Genomic DNA, 6,283 nt, shown 5'->3' with positions numbered 1-6,283 from the left:
AGACAGGAATAGAGGTTCGTCGCCGGAAGGACGGTTCCCGCATGAAGAATCACCCATCCCACCCCGATCGTCCACGTCAAGGCTGCGAGCGCTCCGAGATAGAGCGCCAATCGGGTCGAAAGGGTCAGCGCGCCAAGGCACACGAAAATCAACAGGAATTTGAAGCTGCCTTCGCGCAGTTGCATCGCGGCCGGCGCGACCTCCGGGGAAAACGGGTTGGGCGTTACCAGCAGAACGGTCAACAGAACGATGTCCAGCGTGCCTACGAGATAACCGATCCACCATGGCGCGTTGCGACGGCGCGCAAAGCGAAACTGGATCAGGCCGACGAGCTGGAACAACATGAGGCCCGCCAGCACGAAGAGCAGAGAGGCATCCCAGCGGCTGATTAATGAAAAGAAGCAGGAGATCACGGCGAGCGATGCCGTACGCGCCCAGAACTGCAATGCAGCACCTTGGCGTTCTGCGCGCTCTCGCAAATTTCTCAGCCGTGAATAGCGGCGAAGTTCAAGTGTTGGCGCGGTCGGCATAGGATCACTTCGATTTCGCGGGGACGTGTCACGCATTTGGCAAACCCGCCTTCTACTGGCAAATCAGTGCGCGAACTCTACCATGATTGCGGTTTCATTTTTGAAACGCGGCTGCAAAGAGTAAAATGTCCGGACAAAGGACCACGGTGAAAGCTGAAGCAGGATAGGCGGAGGCTTCCCTGTTCAGGTCACGAAGATTGGTGGCATTCGACGCCGCCGCGAAGCGACTTTCCTTGCATCTGGGACTAAAGTGAGCCCGCTCGCCTAAAGCGTGCTCCCCGCTTGCTTGAGATCAAAAAGTTGACGTTCAGGCGACCGCCGGCCGGCAAATCCCGGCCCCTACCGCACCTCGATCTTGCCTTTCAGCTGCGCCCGCGCCTCCTCGATCGACGCTGCATAGGTCACCAGCGGACGCTTCACGCCGTGGTTGATCAGCATGCGCCGGATCTGCGGCGCGGCGCCTGATATGATGAAGCGGACGCTGGCGCGCCTGGCCTTGTGGGCGGCGCCCTCGATGACGTTGGCCGCCGTCGAATCGAAGAACGGTACGGCCGAGCAGTCGAGGATGAAGTTCCTGCGCTGGTCGGCGATGCGGTCGAGTACGGTGCCGACGGTCGATGCCGCGCCGAAGAAGAAGGCGCCCGAGATGCGGTAGACCACGGTGTCGGCGTCGGTCGCCTCGCTGGCATCGTAGGCGTTGGCGCTGTCGGCGACATCCTCCTGCACCAGCGGCTGATCGGCCTCGACCGCAATCGACTTGGCCATGCGGTCGATGAACAGGATCGAGCCCAGCACGAAGCCGACGACGATGCCTTCGGTGAGATCGCGGAAGATGACGAGCAGAAAGGTCGCCATCAGCACCAGCGCATCGCCGCGCGAGGCACGCAGCAAGGTGGCGAAGGCCTGCTTCTCGAACATGTTCCAGCACACGACCGCCAGCACGCCAGCCAGGGCTGCGAGCGGGATGTAGCTGGCGAGCGGCGCCGCCACCAGCATCAAAGCGAGCAGGATGGCGGAGTGGACGATGCCCGAAACCGGTCCGTGGGCGCCGGCCCGCACATTGGTCGCGGTGCGGGCGATGGTGCCGGTGGCGCAGATGCCGCCGAACAGGGCGGACGCGATGTTGGCGAAGCCTTGCGCCACCAGTTCGCAGTTGGAACGATGCCGCCGGCCCGTCATCCCGTCGGCGACCACCGCCGACAGCAGCGATTCGATCGCGCCGAGCAGGGCAAAGGCAATGGCATCCGGCAGCACGTCAATCATCCTGCCCAGGCTGATCGGCGGCAGAGCGGGCATTTGCAGGCTACGCGGGATGCCGCCAAAGCGAGTGCCTATCGTCTCCGCCGGCAGCGAGAGAAGCGCCACGACCAGCGATGCCAGCCCGATGGCGATGAGCATGGCAGGCCATGTCGGCCGCCAGCGCTTCAGGCCGGCGATGGTGAAGATGGTCAACACCGCCACGAAGGTCGCCGCAAGATTGATGGTGCCGGCCGCCTCACCGACCGCGATCAACTTCGGCACCAGCGGGCCCGGCTCCCTGCCGGCAAGCTTCAACCCGAACAGTTCGACGATCTGTCCTGAAAAGATGATGACGGCGATGCCGGCGGTGAAGCCGACCGTCACCGGATAGGGAATGAACTTGATGTAGGTGCCGAGGCGGAGATAGCCCATGGCGAGCAGGAAGACCCCTGCCATCATCGTTGCCAACAGCAGTCCATCGATGCCGACCCGGGCAACCGTCGCGGCCACCAGCACGATGAAGGCGCCGGCCGGACCACCGATCTGGAAGCGGCTGCCGCCGAGCGCCGAAATGATGAAGCCGCCGACGATCGAGGTGTAGAGGCCGCGCTCGGGCGTCACGCCCGAGGCGATGGCGATCGCCATCGACAAGGGCAGCGCGACGATGGCGACCGTCAGCCCGGCAATGGCGTCCGCCTTGAAGTCGGCGAACGTGTAGCCCTCGCGCCAGACCGTCACCAGCTTCGGCGTGAACAATTCGGAAAATGTCGGTTTTACCGGCCTATGGGCCGACCTGTGGGCCGGTTGATGCACTGCCCGCTGCGTCTGATCCATGGACTGCCTTTCGCACCCTGAAAGGCGGCGGGATCGTCGGCAGGGCTGTCGGCGGTCGCCGTCGCGACTTTATGCCGGCTCAGCCTTGGGATCCCGCGGCACGGCAGCCTTGAGGCGCACGCCCCGGCCGCCGCGCTCGCTGGTCTGGTTCTCGCCGATCAGCTCCACCCCGGCCTCGTCGAGAGCCTGGATGACCTTCATCAGCGTGTCGACCACGCCCCTGACCACGCCATCGCTCGCCTCCATGCGCTGGATGGTTGGAAGCGAAACGCCGGCGCGCTCGGCGAGCGTCTTCTGATCGATGCCGGCCAGCGCCCTTGCGGCGCGCATCTGCGCGGCAGTGATCATCGGCCGGAATCCCCGTCTGAGTCTGCAGGAATAAGGTATAATACTATCATTGTGATGTTTCAAGCATTAGGATGAACGTCTGAGGCGTAAAGGGGCGGCTGACCGATCATTCAGATACTTCCCGGGATTGTGCCTAGGGTGTCCATCTAGGCAGGGGGTAACGCGGTTGAATTCTTCAAGACCTTCATGACCTGGGCGGCCTTGCTGTCGGTGGGCTGCGGGCACGGGCTGATCGACCGGCTGATCTAGTCTCCAGTCTCGCTGTCGCCGTTCAGGCGCTGCCCGCGCCATCGCTGCCACGCCCGGGCAGCGAGCCAGCACAGCATCGCCCAGACGAAGCCGGCGCACCAGCCGGCAAGCACATCCGATGGCCAGTGGACGCCAAGATAGATGCGGCTGATGCCGACCAGCAGCGTCGTCAGCACCGCCAGCGACAGCACATAGATCTTCGTCGTTCGACCGGGCAGGAAGCGTGCCGCCAGCGCGCCGAGCGTCAGATAGGTCACGGCCGACAGCATGGCGTGGCCGCTCGGAAAAGACAGCGTCGTTTCGTTGACGAGATGCGAGACGAGTTCGGGGCGCGGCCGGTCGATGCCGGCTTTCAGCAGGCTCGACAGCACCTGACCGCCGGCCACCGCCACGAAGATGAAAAGGGCGGTCGCCGGCCTGCGGATAAGCAGGAGATAGACGATTACCGCCGTCACGATCAGCACCAACACGCTGCCGCTGCCAAGACTTGTGATGTCGCGCATCGCCCCTTGCAGCCACAGCGGGCCGATCGGGCTGTCAGGGCGCCCCGCCTGGCGGAAGGCGAGCAGGATCTCGGTGTCGAAGGCGTGCGGCGTGGTGGCGCGCGCAATCTCCATCAGCTCCTCGAATCCCCACAGGCCGGCGGCGATGACCAGGCCGGCCAGCAGCACCGGGAATTCGACCCGGTTGAGCAAAGCGTTCGCGGCGTTCTTCATCGGCAATTCGCCCGTTACAGCCGACCTTGCAGATAGGGTCCGAGCGTGATCAGCGCCACCGCTGCGATCGCCAGCATGATGCCGGTCGCCTGCAGCGCATTGACGCGCTCGCCGAAGAAGACCAGCGCCACGACGTTCACGGAGACCAGCTGGATGACGGCGGAAAGGCTGAACGACACCGACATGCCGAATTCGCGGATCAGCCGCAGCATGATCAGATTGCCCAGCGAATAGAGCGCCAGCGTCAGCGCTATCTTGCCAAGGCTCGGCGCAAGGCCCCATTGCTTGGCGGCTGTCGCCGCCAGCAGGAAAATGACCGTCGAAAAGCCGAGCTGCAGCAATCCCGAAAAACTCAACGTTTCGTCCCCTCTCGGAGCGGCTCCCGCCGCGTGCGTCGCGGACGTTGTTTCCCAAGCGCGCCGGGACGTCAAGCGACCTCGACCAAACGAAGCCCTTGGCAATGGCAAGCCGGAAGCTCAAAGTACTAACATCGCCCAATCTGTCGGTTCGAAGGGCGGTCAGGGGCTCATGATTCGCAGTTTTCAAAACCTGATGCGGCGCTGGAGCGAGCTTTCCCTTGCCCTGCAATTCGTCGTTGCCGGCGGCTTTGGCCTGCTGGCCGTCATGTTGGTGGTGGGCACCTGGGTGACGGCGCAGATCCGGGACGGCGTCATCCGCAATTCGGCCGCCACGACGGCGCTCTATGTCGACAGCGTGATTGCGCCGCTGCTTCCCGACTTACGCAAGGACCAGGAGCTCAGCGAGTCCGTCAAGCAGGCGCTGGACGAGACGCTTGGCCAGGGCGCGCTCGGCAAGCGCCTCCAATCGTTCGTGCTCTGGCGCCGCGACGGCACGGTTCTCTACGCTAAGGAGGCGTCCCTGATCGGCCGCCGCTTCGGTCCGAGCGACAATCTGCGTTCCGCCTTCGAAGGCAATGTCGTCGCTGAATTCAATACATTCGATGATGATGAACGCGAGGAGAAGGCTACCGGCTTGCCATTGCTGGAGATATACAATCCCGTGCGCGAGCCCTGGTCGGGCGAGGTGGTGGCGGTCACCGAGTTTTATGAGATCGCCGACGATTTCCAGGCCACCCTGGCGTCCGCCCTGTGGTCGAGCTGGCTGATCGTGGCCGGCGCGACGCTCGCGGCATTCCTGCTCCTGTCGGGCATCGTCCTGCGCGGCAGCCGCACCATCGACGATCAGCGTGGGGCACTGCGCCGCCAGGTCTCGGAGCTGCAGGGTCTGGTGGCGCAAAACAGTGCTTTGCGACTGCGCGTGCAACGGGCGTCCCGCCGCGCCACCGCGCTCAACGAAAGATATCTGCGCCGGATCGGCGCCGACCTCCATGACGGCCCGGCCCAACTCGTGGCACTGGCGGCGCTGCGCATGGACAGCCCGATATTTTCCAGCGACGGCCATTCGAGCGTAAGCCGTTCGACCGAGGTCGCAATGATCCGCAAGACACTGGAGGACGCGATGCGCGAAATACGCGGCATCTGCACCGGCCTTGTTTTGCCGCAGATCGAGACGGCTGCCGCAACCGACATTCTGCGGCTGGCGGTCAAGGAACACGAGCAGAGGACGGGAACGTCGGTGACGCTGACGCTGACCGGACACTTGCCGGAGCCCGGCGCCTCCGAGAAGATCAGCATCTATCGTTTCGTCCAGGAAGGGCTGAACAACGCCTATCGCCACGGGTTGGGCAAGGATCAGGCGGTGAGTGCGGGGATGAAAGGTGGCCGGCTTTTTGTCGAAGTGTCGGACGGCGGGCCCGGTTTCGATCCGGCGGCACGGGTCGAGGGTCTCGGCCTCGCCGGCCTCAGGGAGCGGGTCGAAAGCATTGGCGGACAGTTCGAAACCTTGACCGGGCCGCAAGGTACGCGTTTGGTGATCCGTCTATCGGTCGAGGAGCAAGCATGACTGGGACCATTCGCATCGCCATTGTCGACGATCACCCCCTCTTTCGCGAAGGTGTGACGCGCAGCCTGTCGGAGATCGGAGGCTTCGAGATGGTTGGCGAGGGCGCCACGGCGCAGGATGCCGAACGCCTCGCCACGACGGTGCGGCCCGACATCTTGCTGCTCGATATCTCCATGCCGGGCGGCGGGCTGACCGCGGTGGCAAGCATTCTCGCCAGCCATCCGGCCCAGAAGATCGTCATGCTGACCGTTTCGGAGGCCAACGCCGATGTGACAAAGGCGCTGAACGCAGGGGTGAATGGCTATGTCCTCAAAGGCGTCGGGTCGCGCGGGCTCGCCGACATCCTGCGCAATGTTGCAGCCGGCGAAAGCTATCTGTCGCCGACGCTGTCGGCCCGGCTGCTTTCGGATCTCCAGTCCCAGCAGCCGACCGACGGCATTGCGG

Annotated in this window: 6 protein-coding genes and 1 pseudogene; 2 read left to right on the top strand and 5 right to left on the bottom strand. The window is 64.1% G+C overall.

Annotation, left to right across the window (positions count from 1 at the left end):
- The 5 genes and pseudogenes from EN964_RS21045 to EN964_RS21025 all read right to left on the bottom strand — a co-directional run.
- Window positions 1–530: pseudogene (locus EN964_RS21045) on the bottom strand (adenylate/guanylate cyclase domain-containing protein); the annotation flags it as partial.
- 339 nt (window positions 531–869) lie between these two features.
- Window positions 870–2,603: a SulP family inorganic anion transporter gene (locus EN964_RS21040; RefSeq protein ID WP_127267183.1), complete on the bottom strand. Its 1,734-nt coding sequence runs from the start codon at window positions 2,601–2,603 to the stop codon at window positions 870–872.
- Window positions 2,604–2,672: 69 nt separating this feature from the next.
- The gene (locus tag EN964_RS21035) at window positions 2,673–2,951 is read right to left on the bottom strand and encodes a helix-turn-helix domain-containing protein (protein ID WP_127267184.1); all 279 of its coding nucleotides are present in this window, start codon (window positions 2,949–2,951) and stop codon (window positions 2,673–2,675) included.
- 245 nt (window positions 2,952–3,196) lie between these two features.
- Entirely contained in the window at window positions 3,197–3,916 is a 720-nt protein-coding gene (locus EN964_RS21030; protein ID WP_127267185.1) for a phosphatase PAP2 family protein, read from the bottom strand.
- 14 nt (window positions 3,917–3,930) lie between these two features.
- Window positions 3,931–4,272: a hypothetical protein gene (locus tag EN964_RS21025; protein WP_013528672.1), complete on the bottom strand. Its 342-nt coding sequence runs from the start codon at window positions 4,270–4,272 to the stop codon at window positions 3,931–3,933.
- A gap of 172 nt (window positions 4,273–4,444) precedes the next feature.
- Here EN964_RS21025 and EN964_RS21020 point away from each other — a divergent pair, with 172 nt between their 5' ends.
- Window positions 4,445–5,839 carry a sensor histidine kinase gene (locus EN964_RS21020; RefSeq protein WP_127267186.1) on the top strand — a complete coding sequence of 465 codons (1,395 nt, stop codon included), beginning with the start codon at window positions 4,445–4,447 and terminating at the stop codon, window positions 5,837–5,839.
- Window positions 5,836–6,283 (top strand): response regulator transcription factor (locus EN964_RS21015; protein ID WP_164775909.1); only part of this gene is annotated, 448 nt, incomplete at its 3' end. The genes EN964_RS21020 and EN964_RS21015, both read left to right, overlap by 4 nt.

This window comes from Mesorhizobium sp. M7A.F.Ca.CA.001.10.2.1, from assembly GCF_003998575.1.
In the GTDB taxonomy this organism is placed as follows: domain Bacteria; phylum Pseudomonadota; class Alphaproteobacteria; order Rhizobiales; family Rhizobiaceae; genus Mesorhizobium.
The sequence above is the reverse complement of the archived record's forward strand: the minus strand, read 5'-3'. Positions and strand labels throughout refer to the sequence as shown.